Source organism: Microcoleus sp. B13-B6, assembly GCF_036705405.1.
Classification (GTDB): Bacteria; Cyanobacteriota; Cyanobacteriia; order Cyanobacteriales; family Microcoleaceae; genus Microcoleus.
This window is the reverse complement of the sequence record NZ_JAUBUJ010000035.1, coordinates 37,900-53,058: the sequence shown is the minus strand read 5'-3', so window position 1 is coordinate 53,058 and position 15,159 is coordinate 37,900. Positions and strand designations below refer to the sequence as shown.

Genomic DNA, 15,159 nt, shown 5'->3' with positions numbered 1-15,159 from the left:
CTGCGTAGCTGGGCCAATGCGGGTCAATCCGCTCAAAGTAAAAGTGAAGGGGGAGGGGCCGAAGGCCTCCCATGTCATTTAATAGATGACTATACTTTTACCAGCTATGGGAATGGGTAATATCTGACATCTTGCAGCAATATCAATAAGAGGATTTTTCGTGGGGTCGGGCGGGTTTATAGATCCTATTTGCAAGCTTTAAGGCTGTTGGCGAACCCGCCCCTACGGCTAATTGAGAATGGTGCAAGATCTCAGTAATATCCAATATGCTTGCTTCACTGTTGTGAGTTAGTAGTTAGTAGGGTGCGTCAGCTTGAATATTTGTTGCTTCTCCAACTAATTTCAACTTGCTGACGCACCTTACTTTCTCCACTAAGAATCAAGTTGTTTTTCGTTTGCCAAACCCGGCTTTGGACGATTGAAATTTTGACTACAAAGCTTATTACCTATTCCCCTTAACCTCTCAATTGTATTCAACTTTATACATTTGAAATAAGTCACCACTTTGCTTTTTTACTACCTTAGCGCCAGCAGCTTTTATCATTTTTTCCCAATCTTCTATTGTCTCTAAAAATACTTCTCCGGCTCGATAAGTTTCCAAAATTGCCCAATCTTCTGCTAAAGGAGCATTGGGGTTGAGGACATCAAAAACAAAATGACCGCCCGGTTTTAATACCCGCTTTACTTCTCCCATGACAATACTCCAATAGTCTATGGGATAGTAACAGCTAAAGCCTGTAGCGAGGCATAAATCGAACTGAGCCTCCTCGTAATTTAATTGGTGAGCGGGGGCCCATTCTACACCTTTGAACAGCTTAGAATTGAGCTGAGGGCCGCGAGCGTTTAAGGCATCTCGCGCGGCGCTGCTGATTTCTTGACCGTAAAAATATGCTTCCCAATCCCGCCAAGGGTAGATGAGAAAGCTGACTCCGCAGCCAATGTCTAAACAGCGCTGATTTTTTTGAGGTTTGGCAATTTTCCAGAAGGGAGAAACTGTTTTTGCTTGGAGAGTTCCTGCAACTGATTCTAGGAAAATCGGCATTGCTTCGACTTCTTCGGGTAAGGCGAAAGCTTCTCCTCGGTATTCGCGATCGAATCGAGAAGCGACTTGCGACAGTAAGACTTGCCAGCTATCTGATTTTCCTTTAGCAAACCAAGTCTGCTCCTGACCCGCTACTGGGCGATCGGACTTTTTAGACATTCTTGAATTACCTTTTAGAAGCTTTGAGAGCTTTTGTAAAGTTTTGGCGGTAAGGCTTATTAAAAATTAACGCTGGCCAGAGCAGCGAGAGCTTCAGGCGATTTGTAAAACTTCTGTCGAAGTTAGTGCGATTGAACCCATTCCAAAATTTCCAAATACCGCCGCCGTAAGCGATCAGCAATGCCAAGCTAATTAACGTACTCATTTAAAAAACCCCTAAGCAATGGATAGGATTTTGGGTCAGCTAGTCAAAGCGCTACCCTTAATCTATCATTTATCAGACGCCAAAGCGCACCGATCCCCGTAATAATTCCACCTTCACAAAGAGACTTCAAAATCCCCGCTGGCGACAAACTTAAAAATAACACCCCCGAAATAGCTTTCACGGAGCAAGCAAGAAGGGACTTCTGGTAAAAGTCGATCGTTCTGAGGACTTATACCATTTTAGATGGAAGAATTTAAGAATTAAAGAATTGGGAATGACTGATGAGATAAGGGTTTAGAGCACGGGCCTACAGTTGCATTCTTTTTTTTTAACTGGTATCACCCAAGATCCCCTACAAATCCGAGCTCGACCGGGGGATTGGTGCGATGCCGCAAGTTCTAATTCGGTTGAAATCGGTTGCTGTTGGGGGACGGCCTGGCCGAACGGGATTTCACAGACGTGTCACTACTCGAAGATAATTAACTAAGAACTGATAGCTCGCGGCCGACGAATTACAGCAGGCAAACTTTTTCTAGCGGACAATAGCGGTAGAGAGCTTTCTAAGCAAGGAGGATTTTATGCGTGCAGTGCTGATGGCTGGGGGGTCGGGAACGAGGCTCAGACCCCTGACGTGCGATTTGCCCAAACCGATGGTGCCGATTCTGAATCGCCCGATCGCAGAACACATTATTAATTTGCTAAAAAGGCATCAGATTACGGAAATTATTGCGACGCTGCACTACCTTCCCGATGTCATGCGCGAATATTTTACTGACGGGGCAGAGTTTGGCGTTCAAATGACTTACGCTGTGGAGGAAGACCAACCGCTGGGTACGGCTGGTTGCGTCAAAAATATTGCTGAACTGCTCGATCGCACTTTTCTGGTCATCAGCGGCGACAGCATCACAGACTTCGACTTAACGGCAGCGATCAAATTTCACCGCAGCCAGCAATCCAAAGCCACGTTAATTTTAACTCGCGTTCCCAACCCGATGGAATTCGGGGTCGTGATTACCGAGGAAAATTACCGCATCAGTCGCTTTCTGGAAAAGCCTTCTAGCAGCGAAATTTTCTCCGATACTATCAATACCGGCATTTATATTTTAGAACCCGAAGTCTTGGATTACCTGCCGACACATCAGGAGTGCGACTTCTCCAAAGACTTGTTTCCCCTGCTACTGGAAAAAAACGAGCCGATGTACGGCTACATCGCCGAAGGTTACTGGTGCGATGTCGGCCAGCTAGATGTTTACCGGGAAGCTCAGTACGACGCGCTGCGGGGAAAGGTCAAACTGGATTTGAGCTACTACAACGAAGTTCGATCGGGACTTTGGGTAGGTCAGAATACTTTTATTGACGATAGCGCGATCGTCGAAGTACCGGTCATGATCGGCAACAATTGCCGAATTGGAGCCCGAGTTAAACTCGATGCAGGTACTGTGATCGGAGATAACGTGACAGTCGGGGCCGATGCCAACCTCAAACGTCCCATCGTCTGGAACGGAGCAATTGTCGGCGAAGACGCTCATCTGAGGGCCTGCGTGATTTGCCGGAGTACCCGCGTAGACAGGCGCGCTCACGTCCTAGAAGGTGCTGTCGTCGGTTCAATGTCCATCGTGGGAGAAGAAGCACAAGTGGGGCCAAGCGTGCGCGTCTGGCCGAGCAAAAATATTGAATCCGGCGCTCTGTTAAATCAAAATTTAATTTGGGGAGAACAAGCTAAGCGGAATTTGTTCGGTCAGCGTGGCGTTCAAGGACTGGCAAATGTGGATGTTACCCCGGAATTTGCAGTAAAATTGGGCGCGGCTTATGGCTCGACTTTGAAACCCGGGACTGCGGTATCGGTTTCTCGTGACCAGCGGAGCATTTCGCGGATGGTTTCGAGGTCTTTGATTGCGGGTTTGATGTCGGTGGGAATTAATGTGATCAATTTGGAATCGACGGCAATTCCGATCGCGCGCACGGTTTCGTCTACGATATCCATTGCCGGCGGCATTCACGTTCGCATTTCGCCCGATCGCTCCGACCACATTTTAATTGAATTCTTCGATATCAAAGGCATCAATATTACTAAAGGAGCTGAGAAAAAAATCGAGGGGGCTTATTTTAAGGAAGATTTGCGGCGGGCTCTAATTCCCGAAATTGGAGAGATGACGTACTTTAACCAAGCTCTTGATGTTTACAACCGCATTTTTGAGCGGCAGATGAATGTTGAGGCGATACGCTACAGCAATTCTAAGGTGGTAATCGATTACGTTTACGCGGTTTCTGGAGCAATTCTGCCCCAAATGCTCGCCAAGTTCGGCTGCGATGCGGTGGTTCTCAATGCCAGTCTCAAGCAGACTTCTCTAAGCAACGGGGAACGGGAATATTTGCTCGACCAACTTGGCCGGGTGGTGAAAGCACTCAGCGCTAATTTTGGAGTGCAGGTATCGGCTAACGGCGAACAGCTCATTTTGGTAGATGAGTCTGGGATAGCGATTCGTGGGGAAATGCTGACGGCGTTGATGGTAAATTTGATGCTGACTTCTCATCCCAAAGGTACAGTAGTAGTGCCGGTGCATGCGTCTTCTGCGGTGGAGGCGATCGCCCGACGCTATCAAAGCAAGGTAATCCGCACGAAGGCGAACCCAACTGCTTTGATGGAAGCTGCTAACAGGAACCCGAATGTGGTTTTGGGCGGCAGTGGCCTTATGGGTTTTATTTTCCCGCAGTTGCATCCCGGATTTGACGGAATGTTCTGCATTGCTAAAGTGATAGAAATGATGACGATTCAGGAGCGATCGCTCGGACAGATCAAGGCGGAACTTCCCCGCATCACCCACCGCAGTTACAGCGTCCGCTGTCCTTGGACTATCAAGGGTTCGCTGATGCGACATTTAGTAGAAACTCATTCGCCCGATCGTTTAGAATTATTAGATGGAGTGAAGATTTTTAACTACAGCGACGACAATTGGGTATTAGTTTTACCCGATGCTAGTGAACCAACCGTTCATATCTTCGCCAACAGTGAGGATCGAGATTGGGTATCTGAAACGTTGAAGGAGTACCGCGCCCTCGTTCACGATTTTGTCAGTCAAGCCGAGGCGGCGGTTCTCCAAGATAAATTTGGTCACGTGTAATCGGGAATTGGGCATTGGCCAAACAGGGCATTGGCAATGGGGAATTGGTAATGCAAAAGTAAAAAAATAAAATGCGTTATTTTAAGTTTTACCTTTTTACTTGAAAGTTCATGCCCAATTCCCAATCCCGAAGTCCCTGCGCGGGCCAATTCCCAATTCCCGATGCCCAATTCCCGATGCCCGATGCCCAATTCCCAATTACGCACAGATAACAGGTCACTAACCCCACCCTAAAAGGGATGGGGCTTGAAAGAGGGAGCAACACCCGCTTCTTAATTCAAGACTAAAACAGTGTCTAGCCTGCGTCTTCAAGACAAACTGAGCCATCTGGGAGTGGTATCCCAACTGACGTTAAGAATACCTCCCTAGTTTTTAACCGCTCGGATGTGCCAGTGGCGAAGGGAAATACAAACCTAGAAATAGGACTTACCGTAAATGTTTGTTCCAGTCTTAGATAGCGAAAACAGACCCTTAATGCCGACAACTCCAAGCAGGGCAAAGCGTTGGATTAAGTCTGGCAAGGCGACACCATTTTGGAAAAAAGGAGTGTTTTGCGTTCGACTCAACATAGAACCATCCAACACGCACCGCCAACCAATTGCAGTTGGTATCGATCCCGGATCGAAGCGAGAAGCGTTTACGGTTAAATCCAAAGCGCATACTTATCTCAACATTCAAACCCATGCTGTTGATTGGGTGAAAGACCATGTTGAGATCAGGCGAAATATGCGGCGCGCCAGGCGTTTTCGCAACACGCCATGCCGCAAAAACCGAGCCAACCGACTGGTCAACAAATATCGACTGCCTCCATCAACTAAGGCGAGGTGGCAGTGGAAATTAAGGATAGCTAAATGGCTGACTTTGATGTTCCCAATATCAACTTTCGTTGTAGAAGATATCAAAGCCCGAACCTGGAAAAACGCACGCAAGTGGAATGTATCGTTTAGTCCGCTAGGAGTAGGCAAGCAATGGTTCTATGCAGAGCTTGAGAAAATCGCTCGTGTTGAAACTAAGACGGGCAATGATACTTATGAATTACGTCAATTGAGTGAACTCCTCAAGTCAAAGCAGAAGCTATCAAACAAATTTGAGGCACACTGCGTTGATTCTTGGGTGCTAGCTAACTGGTGCGTTGGGGGGCATTTTAAACCCGATAACACTGCATTGATAGAAGTAATTCCTCTTGAGTTTCACAGACGCCAGTTACACCGATTGCAACACGCTCCGGGTCACATCCGTTCGAGGTATGGCGGCACTTTGAGTGCGGGATTCAAACGCGGTTCAATCGTCAAACACCGAAAGTATGGGTTTTGCTACGTAGGTGGCTGGCAAGAGTCGCCTACGAAGAAAGACCCAACTCGGAAAACAATTAGTTTGCACAGCTTAGGTACTGGCAAACGGTTGTGTCAAAATGCGTTGTCTGCGGATTGTAAGTTTTTGTCTTACAACTCGTGGCGCATTGCAAATTAATTGTAAAGCCGTCCTAGAAGGACGGGGTTTCACACCCATTTTTCTGATGAATAGCTGCATTTTGATGGCGGAAATAATTCAACAACCGCAACTCCGTTATACTCCTGACAATCAACTTCAAATCGCTGAGATGCTGGTGCAGTTTCCAGGCCCAAAACCTGAAGATCCGCCCGAACATTTGAAAGTGATAGGATGGGGAAATTTTGCTCAAGAAATTCACGAAAAATATCACGAGGGCGATCGCGTGATTATTGAGGGACGGCTGAGCATGAATACGATCGAAAGAGATGGTATTAAAGAAAAGCGCGCTGAACTGACAGCTCAAAGGATTTACAGTGTCGGGGCCGATGCCATGAGTTCGGCTCCCCCAGCTAGAACCGCCCCGGAACCGGCTCAAATTCGCGACAGCGCCCCGGCTAATGTGCCGAGCAATGTAGTACCTTTAGGCTCGCACAAGCGCAGTCCTAACAGCGCTCCAGGCGGCGCTAACCGCACGTCTAGTTCGGATTGGAACTCGCATCAGTCTTCAAATTCTGAGTCCGATCGCCAGTCGGGTTCGTCTAACGAAGCTGACAATCCCGATTACGATCCGATTCCATTTTAAAAATTAGGGTGCATCACTTTACAACTCGACTGTTCGATCGAAAGTGAGGCACCTTAATTTAAGAGCGATTCCCTACGGGATAGCTTCGCACGCGCGTACTTCAGGAAAAAAAGGGCGCTCCTCTTCGAGGGCTGCGCTAACAAACTTGGCCCAACTACGAGCTCTCATTGCAAATTTTACAGCTCGATCGTCACAACTTTTTTCTTGCTTTTTTCGTCGCGCAGCACGACGGTATTGTAGGGTGATGTATCCGTCCCCACCGGAATTGGCAGCTTAAAGCTGCTGCTCTTATGCTTAACTTCGCCTAAATCTATGCTTTTCGTTATATTGCCATCTGTTGCCAGATAAGCGCTAAGTTCGCCTTTATAATCTTCAATCAAAAAGTCTCTGAAGAAAAGGACTTCCCCAGGACCATCGACATCGATAGCAAGGATGACCGTACCGCTAAACGTTGCGCCTTTTTCTTCTTCATCAACCGTCGCCATTTTAATTTCCGAGGGGTCTTGACCGGACATATCTGGCATAAATTTTTTCTCCTGAGCAAAGCGCAATAATTAACAAGAAGCTTACCTGACGCTAGGGGCGATCGCAAAACTCTTAGGAGGTATTTCTGCATCGGTCTTGCTTCTCTCTAAGGTTAGAGAAGCAGGCGATGCAGAATTATACCACCAATCCTGTCAATTCTTGAATCAGTAAGGAATGAGAATTAAATAACTTCCACTCTTGAAAGTGGGATGGGCGTCCCGCCCGTCCAAAAAGGATGGGCGGGACGCCCATCCCACAATAACAATTAAAATTGTAAGTTATTTAATTCGCGATCCTAAGTACAGACCGTTAAAATGCTCTCTCTAATACCCCCAAGTCTCGCAAACACCGCAGCGTTAATTCGATTCGATATTTAGCATCCTTACTGTTGAGTTTTTAAGCGATTGGGTGGAGAATTAAGCCAGATGTTTTTGATGATTTAAGAGCGATCGCACTTCAGTCAATAAAGGGCGATCGCCCTTAAAGATTATTCTTTCCAGTAACGGGTTAAAATCCGCATTACTTCGCCTGCGATCGGGGACGGTAAAGGCGGGCTCCATTCACCAACTTCTGCAAAACCCAAAACGTGCAGCAGATTGATGAGGCTTTCGACTCCTTTGGGAATCCCGCAAATCAACAATCGGATCGGTTGCTTTCCGATGGGTGCGTCGGGAATTTCTTCGCGCAGGAGTTCGGGAACTGACTTGGGCTGTGATATCATCAGAAAAATGGGTAGAAACCCCGTCCTTTTAGGACGGCTTTACAATTGAATGGGGGGGGGAGGATTAGTCCCCCGTTAAGCTTGCTACCGCCTTGGAACTACTAAATGCCGTGTACTTTTGTGCTGTACTTTCGTCGGGACAATTGCCGGCTGACACTCTTTGTCCTGTACGCATAGCAAGTGGCGGTAAGCCCGTGTGTATATATCCCTTCGCTACTGACTATTCGTTCTTGTTACAGACTAGGGAAGCATCCAGTAACGTCGTTCGGTGTACCACCACCAGATAGTTCAGTTTGGGTTCTTGACCCGCAAGCTAGACACTGTTTTAGTCTCAGATTTAAAAGGTGGTGAGCCTTTCTCTTCTTTGCCCCATGCCTTTAGGCTGGGGTTGGTGACGAGTTTTAACTACAAAATAGTCGGATAGCGATCGCCCTTAAGTTTTCCAGGCCCAGGGGCGATCGCTTTTCCGTTTGTACATCCTCAGCATAGTTCATTTTCTGAACTTAGTCAACTGCCAACCTCAAATAATTTACCGTAGCGGTTAAATAAAGGATAGTGAAGGTTGCGGGATGGTAACATCAGCTTGCAAACTCCAGGCTATTAATTGAGCATCAACAGTGGTCATCCGTTGGAAATTGGCAGTTGTAATGGCCGAGCGTAATATCAGCAACAAAGAGTTGGCTGCTTTGGTGGGGATGCACCCAACTTCGTTTTCGAGACTCAAAACCCGCCGTCGCCTCACGAGAATTGACGAATCCACTCTCAATGCTCTGTGCAAAGCACTAAACTGCCAACCGGGCGATTTAATGGTGTATGAGGAGGAAAACTCCGATCGCACTTAAAAAACCGACTGCGGTTAGGAGTAGGGTTGACAGCGACGCACACTACACATTCGTGAAGCGAAGCTATCCCGTAGGGAATCGCACTATTTCCAGCGCAAAAACGCGAGCAAACTCAGCGACAAGGATCGATCGCACTCGATCGACCTCAATTCCGGGGATAAACTGCTCTAAACTGCCAACAGGTCGATCGGGAATCCCGCAAGGTACAATTTGCCCAAAACCGGCCAGATCCGGACAAACATTTAAAGCAAAACCGTGCATCGTAATCCAGCGGCTGACTTTAATGCCGATCGCCCCTACCTTGCACCCATCCACCCAAACGCCAGTCATACCGGGAACCCGCGAACCCTTCAACCCCAAAACTTCCAGCACCCCCAGCAGCACTTCCTCCAACTGTCGCAAATACCAGTGCAAATCAGGCTGGTGACGGCGCAAATTTAAAATCGGATAGCCCACCAATTGGCCCGGACAGTGGTAAGTCACCTCGCCGCCCCGCTCAACTCGGTGCAGTTCCGCCCCAGTTTGGCTTGGGTCAAATTTCAGAAATTCCAACTTTGCTCCCATTCCCAAAGTGTAAACCGGCGGGTGTTCCAGCAAAATCAGGACATCTGGCAAATCTGGCTTGTCGCGGCGTTCTTGCACAAGTTTTTGCTGGATTTCCCAAGCTTGGGAGTAGGGAACTTGTCCCCAATCGAGGAGCAAGCAGGGTTGTGCATTTAACTGTTGAGGGATGAGAGGAGAAATCATGCAAAAAAGTCAATAGTGTTATTACGGAATATTGGCGCAGTTTAAATCAAGAATTGTCAACATATAATAAAAGATTTGGAAGATAAGTGTTTTCGAGAATACATAGTGCTACTGTATAAAATATACCGAAGTTACAGAAGGGAGGGAGCTCTATGAAGCTTGTTATCCAGGGTAAAAATATAGAAATCACCGATGCGATTCGCGAGTACGTCAATCAAAAGGTTGAAAAGGCAGTTAGCCATTTTCAAAATTTGACTACAGAAGTGGACATACATCTATCGGTGGCTCGTAACCCCAGGATCAATCCTAAGCAGACTGCTGAGGTGACAATTTATGCTAACGGCAGCGTTATTCGGGCTGAAGAAAGCACGGAAAGCCTGTATGCCAGCATCGATTTGGTTGCCGACAAGATAGCTCGTCAACTGCGGAAATTTAAGGAAAAACGCCACGACAACAAGACCCACAGTAGTGTTAAAACGGTTACGGCAGTTGAAGAACATCCTGTAGTAGCGGATCTAATTGGCGATCGAACTCCCGAACTTCCTGCTGAGGTGGTACGGACTAAGTATTTTGCCATGCCTCCAATGACTGTGCAACAAGCTTTGGAACAATTGCAGATTATCGATCACGATTTCTATATGTTCCGTAATGCGGAAACAGACGAAATTAACGTACTCTACGAACGCAAGACTCACGGTGGCTATGGAGTTATCCAACCCCGGCACAGCAACGGTAACGGTAATAGCAAAAATGGCAAAACTGCCGAAAGCGCTACATCTGAAAAATCGAGTGTTGCAAAAAGCTAGATAATTGCTGAGTGCTAATTGTTAATGGCTGCAAGCCGTTAGCAAAAAAGGACTAAAGTCCTTACTACGAACATGAAGTTCGTAGTGAGGACTTTAGTCCTTTCTTGGTTTTTTAAGATAATGGTTCGTAGTAATACCAATTTTTTATGAGGCCCCGTAGAATCCGATCCCCCCTAGCCCCCCTTAATAAGGGGAGTAGGGGGTGGGACAAGATTCCGATCAAAGTCAACCCCTACTCCCCAACAAGCAGGGGGATTTAGGGGGATCGAGATATGTGCAACTTCACATTAAATTGGTATAAGGACGTTGCTGATATTTCCTAGAGAAAACGGATGAACAATTATGCTATTGGAGTTAAGACAATTAAAGATTCAGCCGGGTCAGCAATTACTGGTTGAGGATGTTAACTGGCAACAATTTGAAAGTATTTTGGCGGAATTGGGAGAACGTCGTGCTTCCCGACTTTCCTATAGTAACGGACGGTTAGAAATTATGGTTCCTCTGCCCGAACATGAAAAAGCCAAGGAAATTATTGGCGACATGGTAAAAATTTTGTTGGAAACACGACAAATAGCATTTGAGTCGTTAGGTTCCACAACGTTGAAAAATGAACGCATGAGTCAGGCTGTCGAACCGGATACCTGTTTTTACATTCAAAATCAAGCAGCCGTTATAGGTAAAAATCGCCTCGATATGAGTGTTGATCCGCCCCCAGACTTAGCTATAGAAATTGATCTTACCTCTCGCACGCAGTTGGATAATTATCAAATTCTAGGAGTGCCGGAACTTTGGCGATACGCACGGCGAGGGCTACAAATCAACGTCTTGCAAGCCGAACAATATATTGAGTCTGATGTTAGTCCTACTTTCCCCAATATCCCCATTGTCGAACTGGTGAATCAGTACACTCAGCAGAGTCAAGTTGCTGGCAGAACCAGCGCTATTCAAGCTTTTAAAAATTGGGTACGGGAAAATCTCTAGTCTCAGAACTTTCTTCCTCACTACAAACAGTTAGTTCGCAGTCACGAATTTAGTTTTTTCTTGTTTTTTAGACAAGGAGGCATGAGGACTTTCGCAGGGCGGTTTCATTTTCTTGTAGGGGCAAACCCCCCGTGGTTGCCCCGATGCCTGAAATTCCCCTGAAATCATCTGTGGCTGGGGGCGGGCACGGGGGCACCGCCCCTACAAAATCCTGGTTTTCCGTAGGGGCAATCCCCCCGTGGTTGCCCCGAAACAGCCCTGATTACTTTCGTCCTCACTACCAACAATATATTTAAGCAAATCCATCTAAATTTTGATGGTTTCTAAAGTTTTGAGTGCTTCGGCAACGTGTGCTTTGAAGTCTAACATGGAGTCAAAAATATGCTTGACAACGCCTTCTTTGTCAATGACATAAGTTACTCTACCGGGCATAATCCACAGGGTAGCTGGAACTCCGTATAATTGCCGCACTTTGTTGCCAGTATCGCTCAGAAGTGTAAAGGGTAGCTGATATTTTGCAGAAAATTGCTGGTGCGATTGTTGCGAATCTTCGCTAATTCCTATGACTTCTGCACCTGTGTCTTTGAAGACTTCGTAGCTATCTCGAAAAGCGCAAGCTTGAGTCGTGCATCCGGGTGTGTCGTCTTTGGGGTAAAAGTAGACTATGACGTTTTTTTTACCTTTAAAATCTTTGAGGCTGACTGATGTGCCAGTTTGAGATGGTAAGGTAAAATCGGGTGCGGTGTCTCCTACTTTGACGGTCATGTTTTTTTAACTTAGTAGAGCTGTTTGCGGGAAAATTTAACTTTTGTTATTGTACAGTTTTTTGTGACCAATAGTTCGCAGTTGCGATCGCCCGATTCGGCCGCCTCCCATTTTTGCTTTGTCGCAATCCTCAAAAAAACCTTTTTTACCAAATCTCGATGCAGCCGACGATTCGCAGTTACGCGGATTAATTGAAGAGGCTTTTTTGAACCGCACCTCCACGGGGATTAACGCAGATTCTTATTAACAATGGGATGGGCGGCGCTGAAGCGTTACTACTGAGATGCTGCACCATTCTCAATAAGCTTTTTATGAACAGGCAAGATGCCTGTTCCACAAGAAAATTCACTCTTTGTGGAACAGGCCGAAAAGCCTGTTAAGGGCCTGTTCTACAAGAAAATTCACTCTTTGTGGAACAGGCATCTTGCCTATTAAGGACCTGTTCCACAAGAAAATTCACTCTTTGTGGAACAGGCCGAAAAGCCTGTTAAGGGCCTGTTCCACAAGAAAATTCACTCTTTGTGGAACAGGCCGAAAAGCCTGTTCTTGAGAATTGTGCAAGATGTGAGTTACTACAAAGTTAATTGTTATCGGCCTTTGGTTAAATTTTTCAATTCCCGCCAGATTGGAGGAATTTGGCCGGAGTGTGTGCGGGGCTGGGTGAGGATTCCTTGAGTGGGACTGAAGAGCAATGATAGCACAAATAACCCCGATGCAACTAAAACTATTGCGGGCCCGGATGGCAAGTTATAGAAGTAGCTGAGATACATTCCGCTAATGCTGGAAATAACTCCGATTATTGCCCCTAAAATCATTACTTGGTGCAGGCGAGTGACTAGGAGATAGGCGGTACTTGCGGGTGTAATTAATAGGGACAAAACTAGCACTACGCCAACGGCTTTGAGGCTGGCAACTATTGTCAGGGCGATGAGTACCATCAGTCCGAAGTTGAGCAGGTTTACTGGCAAACCTGTTGCTTGCGCTCCTAATGGATCGAATGTGTAAAATAGCAGTTCTTTGTAAAAGAATACTACAACTAATAAGACTACGGCTACTATGACGGCTGTGTCGATCGCATCTTGGGGGGTAACGCCGAGGATGTTGCCGAACAGAAAGTGGTTGAGGTCGATTTTGTTGTCTTTTTGGACGATCGTAATTAGGGTGATGCCGAGGGCGAAGAATGCCGAAAATACGATGCCCATTGCGGCGTCTTCTTTGATTGTCGATCGAGCTTTGATCCAAGCTATGATTACTGTACTCAAAACTCCGGCAATGAACGCGCCGATAAAGATATTTCCTCCGAGGATAAATGCGATCGCCAATCCGGGCAAAACCGAGTGGCTGATGGCGTCTCCGAGCAAGGCCAGCCGCTGTACCATTAGGTAGCTGCCGACGATCGCGCAGACGATGCCGACGAGAATGGCAATTAGGAGCGATCGCTGCATGAATCCGTACTGCAACGGCTCAATTAAGGTTTGTAGCATAAAATTATAAAATCACACCTAACTAATGACTAACAACCAAACTAAACCGGTTTGATCTGAGATGTTGCACCATTCTCAATAAGCTTTTTAGGAACAGGCAAGATGCCTGTTCCACAAGAAAGAAAATTCACTCTTTGTGGAACAGGCTTTTCGGCCTGTTCTTGAGGCCTGTTCCACAAGAAAATTCACTCTTTGTGGAACAGGCCGGAAAGCCTGTTAAGCGAGAATAGTGCAAGATGTGAGTTGGATATGAGATTTATCGTTGCCCAATTCAAGATTATCAAAAAAACCGCGTTCAAGAGTGTAACTCCTAGATTAATGACCAAGAATTTCTTGATGGTACCCGCCACGTGATTTATCCGTGGAATCCCAAATCGAAAATCGAAAATCCTCAAGCCCCCGCATTTATCCGCGGGGTCAATCTAAAATCTAAAATCTAAAATCTAAAATCGATTGACTGCTGGCTAATTAAGCTGCTTGTCCGGCAAAGAACATTACTTGTCCGCCGTAGGCGCGGTAAAGGTTTTCTTTTGTTAGCACTTCTTGGCGGGAACCAGCGGCAATCAATTCTGTATTTAGCAAAATTAAATCGTCAAAATTCGTGATTGATTCGCCTAAGTCGTGGTTGACTACTAAGACAATTTTCCCGGCATTTGCTAGCTGGTGGAAGATGTCGAAAATGATATTTTGAGTTTTTTGGTCAACGCCGACGAACGGCTCGTCAAAGCAGAAAATAGCGGCTTCTTGGGCTAAAGCTCTAGCTAGAAATACTCGCTGTTGCTGTCCGCCGGAAAGTTGCCCGATCGGTCTGTCTTTGTAAGCACTCATGCCTACTCTTTCTAAGGCATCGGCGGCAGTGCGGCGGCTAGCTGCGGAGAAGCGGCGAAACCATCCGGCTTTTCTGACTCTTCCCATCATCACGACATCCCAAACGGTGGCGGGATAGTTCCAGTCAATTTGCGATCGCTGGGGCACGTAGGCTACTGTTTCGAGTCGATCGGCGATCGCTTCTTCGCCCCAGGTAACAGTGCCGCGATCGGCGGGAATTAAGCCCAACATTGCTTTAATCAGGGTGCTTTTGCCGGCACCGTTGGGGCCAATAATACCCGTCAGCCTTCCCGGTTTGACGGAAAGATTGATATCTCTGAGTGCCTCTACCGTGCGGTAGTTTACTGCTAAGTGCTTAACAGCGATAATTTCAGTGTCCGTAGCGCTGTCTTTGAGGTGGCAAACCATTTTAGACCAAGGATTCTCGTTGGGGAAGGCGGCGGTATTCATGGTGGTGAGTCTATCTCCTTTTTATTAAGTTTACTGTAAAAATGAAAAGAATATGAAATCATCGGTAAATAGGAATAATCTGGAACGCAGGAGAGGTAGATAATGCGACAGTGCAAGCTCGAAACCCCTCAAACCATAGGTTTTGTGGCGAAAATCTCAAGTCGGTTAAAACTGATATCTTCCACCCTTCTCAAGAACGGGCAAGATGCCCGTTCCACAAAGAGTGAGTTTTCTTGTGGGGTGGGCATCCTGCCCGCCCAGAACGGGCAAGATGCCTGTTCCACAAAGAGTGAGTTTTCTTGTGGGGTGGGCATCCTGCCCGCCCAGAACGGGCAAGATGCCTGTTCCACAAAGAGTGAGTTTTCTTGTGGGGTGGGCATCCTGCCCGCCCAGAACGGGCAAGATGCC

At 46.8% G+C, this 15,159-nt stretch carries 14 protein-coding genes and 1 pseudogene; 7 read left to right on the top strand and 8 right to left on the bottom strand.

Going from position 1 to position 15,159, the window contains the following annotated elements; translation table 11 throughout:
- Positions 1 to 463: 463 nt before the first annotated feature.
- Together QUB35_RS17500 and QUB35_RS17495 are read right to left on the bottom strand one after the other, a co-directional pair.
- On the bottom strand, positions 464 to 1,201 hold the full coding sequence (locus QUB35_RS17500) for a class I SAM-dependent methyltransferase (protein ID WP_333143063.1): 738 nt from the start codon (positions 1,199 to 1,201) through the stop codon (positions 464 to 466).
- A gap of 7 nt (positions 1,202 to 1,208) precedes the next feature.
- Positions 1,209 to 1,406, bottom strand: a complete 198-nt coding sequence (locus QUB35_RS17495; RefSeq protein WP_333143062.1) for a hypothetical protein — start codon at positions 1,404 to 1,406, stop codon at positions 1,209 to 1,211.
- A 578-nt stretch (positions 1,407 to 1,984) separates the two neighbouring features.
- On the opposite strand from QUB35_RS17495, the gene QUB35_RS17490 reads away from it, so the two are divergent.
- From QUB35_RS17490 to QUB35_RS17480, 3 genes are all read left to right on the top strand, one after another.
- On the top strand, positions 1,985 to 4,528 hold the full coding sequence (locus QUB35_RS17490; RefSeq protein WP_333143061.1) for a mannose-1-phosphate guanyltransferase: 2,544 nt from the start codon (positions 1,985 to 1,987) through the stop codon (positions 4,526 to 4,528).
- A 435-nt stretch (positions 4,529 to 4,963) separates the two neighbouring features.
- Positions 4,964 to 5,998 (top strand): RRXRR domain-containing protein, encoded by a 1,035-nt coding sequence (locus tag QUB35_RS17485; RefSeq protein ID WP_333143060.1) that lies wholly within the window; start codon positions 4,964 to 4,966, stop codon positions 5,996 to 5,998.
- A 46-nt stretch (positions 5,999 to 6,044) separates the two neighbouring features.
- The gene (locus QUB35_RS17480; RefSeq protein ID WP_333143059.1) at positions 6,045 to 6,602 is read left to right on the top strand and encodes a single-stranded DNA-binding protein; all 558 of its coding nucleotides are present in this window, start codon (positions 6,045 to 6,047) and stop codon (positions 6,600 to 6,602) included.
- Between the two features lie 176 nt (positions 6,603 to 6,778).
- Here the strand turns inward: QUB35_RS17480 and QUB35_RS17475 are convergent, their stop codons facing one another.
- Entirely contained in the window at positions 6,779 to 7,126 is a 348-nt protein-coding gene (locus tag QUB35_RS17475) for a hypothetical protein (protein ID WP_333143058.1), read from the bottom strand.
- Between the two features lie 488 nt (positions 7,127 to 7,614).
- On the bottom strand, positions 7,615 to 7,848 hold the full coding sequence (locus QUB35_RS17470) for a hypothetical protein (protein ID WP_333107431.1): 234 nt from the start codon (positions 7,846 to 7,848) through the stop codon (positions 7,615 to 7,617).
- Positions 7,849 to 8,465: 617 nt separating this feature from the next.
- Between QUB35_RS17470 and QUB35_RS17465 the strand changes: the two genes are divergently transcribed.
- On the top strand, positions 8,466 to 8,690 hold the full coding sequence (locus QUB35_RS17465) for a helix-turn-helix domain-containing protein (protein ID WP_333143057.1): 225 nt from the start codon (positions 8,466 to 8,468) through the stop codon (positions 8,688 to 8,690).
- Positions 8,691 to 8,753: 63 nt separating this feature from the next.
- Here the strand turns inward: QUB35_RS17465 and lipB are convergent, their stop codons facing one another.
- Positions 8,754 to 9,437 (bottom strand): lipoyl(octanoyl) transferase LipB, encoded by a 684-nt coding sequence (lipB, locus tag QUB35_RS17460; RefSeq protein ID WP_333143056.1) that lies wholly within the window; start codon positions 9,435 to 9,437, stop codon positions 8,754 to 8,756.
- Between the two features lie 152 nt (positions 9,438 to 9,589).
- Here lipB and hpf point away from each other — a divergent pair, with 152 nt between their 5' ends.
- Positions 9,590 to 10,243 (top strand): ribosome hibernation-promoting factor, HPF/YfiA family, encoded by a 654-nt coding sequence (hpf, locus tag QUB35_RS17455; RefSeq protein WP_333143055.1) that lies wholly within the window; start codon positions 9,590 to 9,592, stop codon positions 10,241 to 10,243.
- Positions 10,244 to 10,585: 342 nt separating this feature from the next.
- Entirely contained in the window at positions 10,586 to 11,224 is a 639-nt protein-coding gene (locus tag QUB35_RS17450) for a Uma2 family endonuclease (RefSeq protein ID WP_333143054.1), read from the top strand.
- Positions 11,225 to 11,530: 306 nt separating this feature from the next.
- Here the strand turns inward: QUB35_RS17450 and QUB35_RS17445 are convergent, their stop codons facing one another.
- From QUB35_RS17445 to QUB35_RS17435, 3 genes are all read right to left on the bottom strand, one after another.
- The gene (locus QUB35_RS17445) at positions 11,531 to 11,989 is read right to left on the bottom strand and encodes a peroxiredoxin (RefSeq protein WP_333143053.1); all 459 of its coding nucleotides are present in this window, start codon (positions 11,987 to 11,989) and stop codon (positions 11,531 to 11,533) included.
- Positions 11,990 to 12,576: 587 nt separating this feature from the next.
- Positions 12,577 to 13,473 (bottom strand): metal ABC transporter permease, encoded by an 897-nt coding sequence (locus tag QUB35_RS17440; RefSeq protein WP_333143052.1) that lies wholly within the window; start codon positions 13,471 to 13,473, stop codon positions 12,577 to 12,579.
- A 468-nt stretch (positions 13,474 to 13,941) separates the two neighbouring features.
- Positions 13,942 to 14,751 carry a metal ABC transporter ATP-binding protein gene (locus tag QUB35_RS17435; RefSeq protein WP_333143051.1) on the bottom strand — a complete coding sequence of 270 codons (810 nt, stop codon included), beginning with the start codon at positions 14,749 to 14,751 and terminating at the stop codon, positions 13,942 to 13,944.
- Positions 14,752 to 14,853: 102 nt separating this feature from the next.
- On the opposite strand from QUB35_RS17435, the pseudogene QUB35_RS17430 reads away from it, so the two are divergent.
- Positions 14,854 to 15,159: pseudogene (locus QUB35_RS17430) on the top strand (metal ABC transporter substrate-binding protein); the annotation flags it as partial.

Coding starts and splice junctions, on each gene's coding strand:
- QUB35_RS17500 (WP_333143063.1), bottom strand. CDS start 1,201: ATGTCTAAAAAGTCCGATCGCCCAGTAGCGGGTCAGGAGCAGACTTGG.
- QUB35_RS17495 (WP_333143062.1), bottom strand. CDS start 1,406: ATGAGTACGTTAATTAGCTTGGCATTGCTGATCGCTTACGGCGGCGGT.
- QUB35_RS17490 (WP_333143061.1), top strand. CDS start 1,985: ATGCGTGCAGTGCTGATGGCTGGGGGGTCGGGAACGAGGCTCAGACCC.
- QUB35_RS17485 (WP_333143060.1), top strand. CDS start 4,964: ATGTTTGTTCCAGTCTTAGATAGCGAAAACAGACCCTTAATGCCGACA.
- QUB35_RS17480 (WP_333143059.1), top strand. CDS start 6,045: ATGAATAGCTGCATTTTGATGGCGGAAATAATTCAACAACCGCAACTC.
- QUB35_RS17475 (WP_333143058.1), bottom strand. CDS start 7,126: ATGCCAGATATGTCCGGTCAAGACCCCTCGGAAATTAAAATGGCGACG.
- QUB35_RS17470 (WP_333107431.1), bottom strand. CDS start 7,848: ATGATATCACAGCCCAAGTCAGTTCCCGAACTCCTGCGCGAAGAAATT.
- lipB (WP_333143056.1), bottom strand. CDS start 9,437: ATGATTTCTCCTCTCATCCCTCAACAGTTAAATGCACAACCCTGCTTG.
- hpf (WP_333143055.1), top strand. CDS start 9,590: ATGAAGCTTGTTATCCAGGGTAAAAATATAGAAATCACCGATGCGATT.
- QUB35_RS17450 (WP_333143054.1), top strand. CDS start 10,586: ATGCTATTGGAGTTAAGACAATTAAAGATTCAGCCGGGTCAGCAATTA.
- QUB35_RS17445 (WP_333143053.1), bottom strand. CDS start 11,989: ATGACCGTCAAAGTAGGAGACACCGCACCCGATTTTACCTTACCATCT.
- QUB35_RS17440 (WP_333143052.1), bottom strand. CDS start 13,473: ATGCTACAAACCTTAATTGAGCCGTTGCAGTACGGATTCATGCAGCGA.
- QUB35_RS17435 (WP_333143051.1), bottom strand. CDS start 14,751: ATGAATACCGCCGCCTTCCCCAACGAGAATCCTTGGTCTAAAATGGTT.